1 protein-coding gene is annotated in these 615 nt (G+C 52.0%); it reads right to left on the reverse strand.

What is annotated here, in order from left to right; genetic code table 11:
• The coding region (locus tag EAE91_RS23685) for an AMP-binding protein (protein ID WP_214090566.1) at window positions 1-615 on the reverse strand (615 nt) is incomplete at both ends.

A 615-nucleotide genomic window follows, 5' to 3' on the forward strand; every position in this document is an offset into this window, starting at 1 on the left:
AAATTTCTGCCTGTGCCGCTGCCAGATGCGCCACATTTTTGTGCTCAATCATGACGCCTTTCGGCTGGCCGGTGGTGCCTGAGGTATAGATGATATAGGCCAAATCTGAGGATTTGTTTACCGATGCTGGATTGTCCACAGGTTGGTCTGCGGTGATTGCCGGGTCATCCGCCGCTATCAATACTGGTTGTTCTATGCATGTTCGCGTGTCTGTCGCCAGCATTGCCAGATACCTTTGCTGAGTGACGACGCAGGGTGATTGGGTATCGTCCAAAATAAACCGAATCCGCTCTGGTGGATATTCCGGCGAAATGGGCACATAAGCGCCACCGGCTTTCAGTACTGCCAGAATACTGATAACCATGTCCAGACTGCGGTCGAGATAGAGGGCGATGGGAGTGTCAGCTTGCACAGGGACATGATGGTGTTGCTGACAACGTTCACGGATAGCATAAGCTAGCTGGTTGGCCCGTTTGTTAAGCTGGTAATAGGTCAGGGATTCGCCTTCAAACACCAGCGCCACGTTATCCGGTGTCTTTTCCACTTGAGCTTCAAACAGTTGTGGCAGGGTTTTATCCTGCGGGTAAGGCGCATCAGTCTGATTCCAGCGGTGCA

It is taken from the genome of Photorhabdus noenieputensis (assembly GCF_018448935.1).
GTDB classification, from domain to species: domain Bacteria; phylum Pseudomonadota; class Gammaproteobacteria; order Enterobacterales; family Enterobacteriaceae; genus Photorhabdus; species Photorhabdus noenieputensis.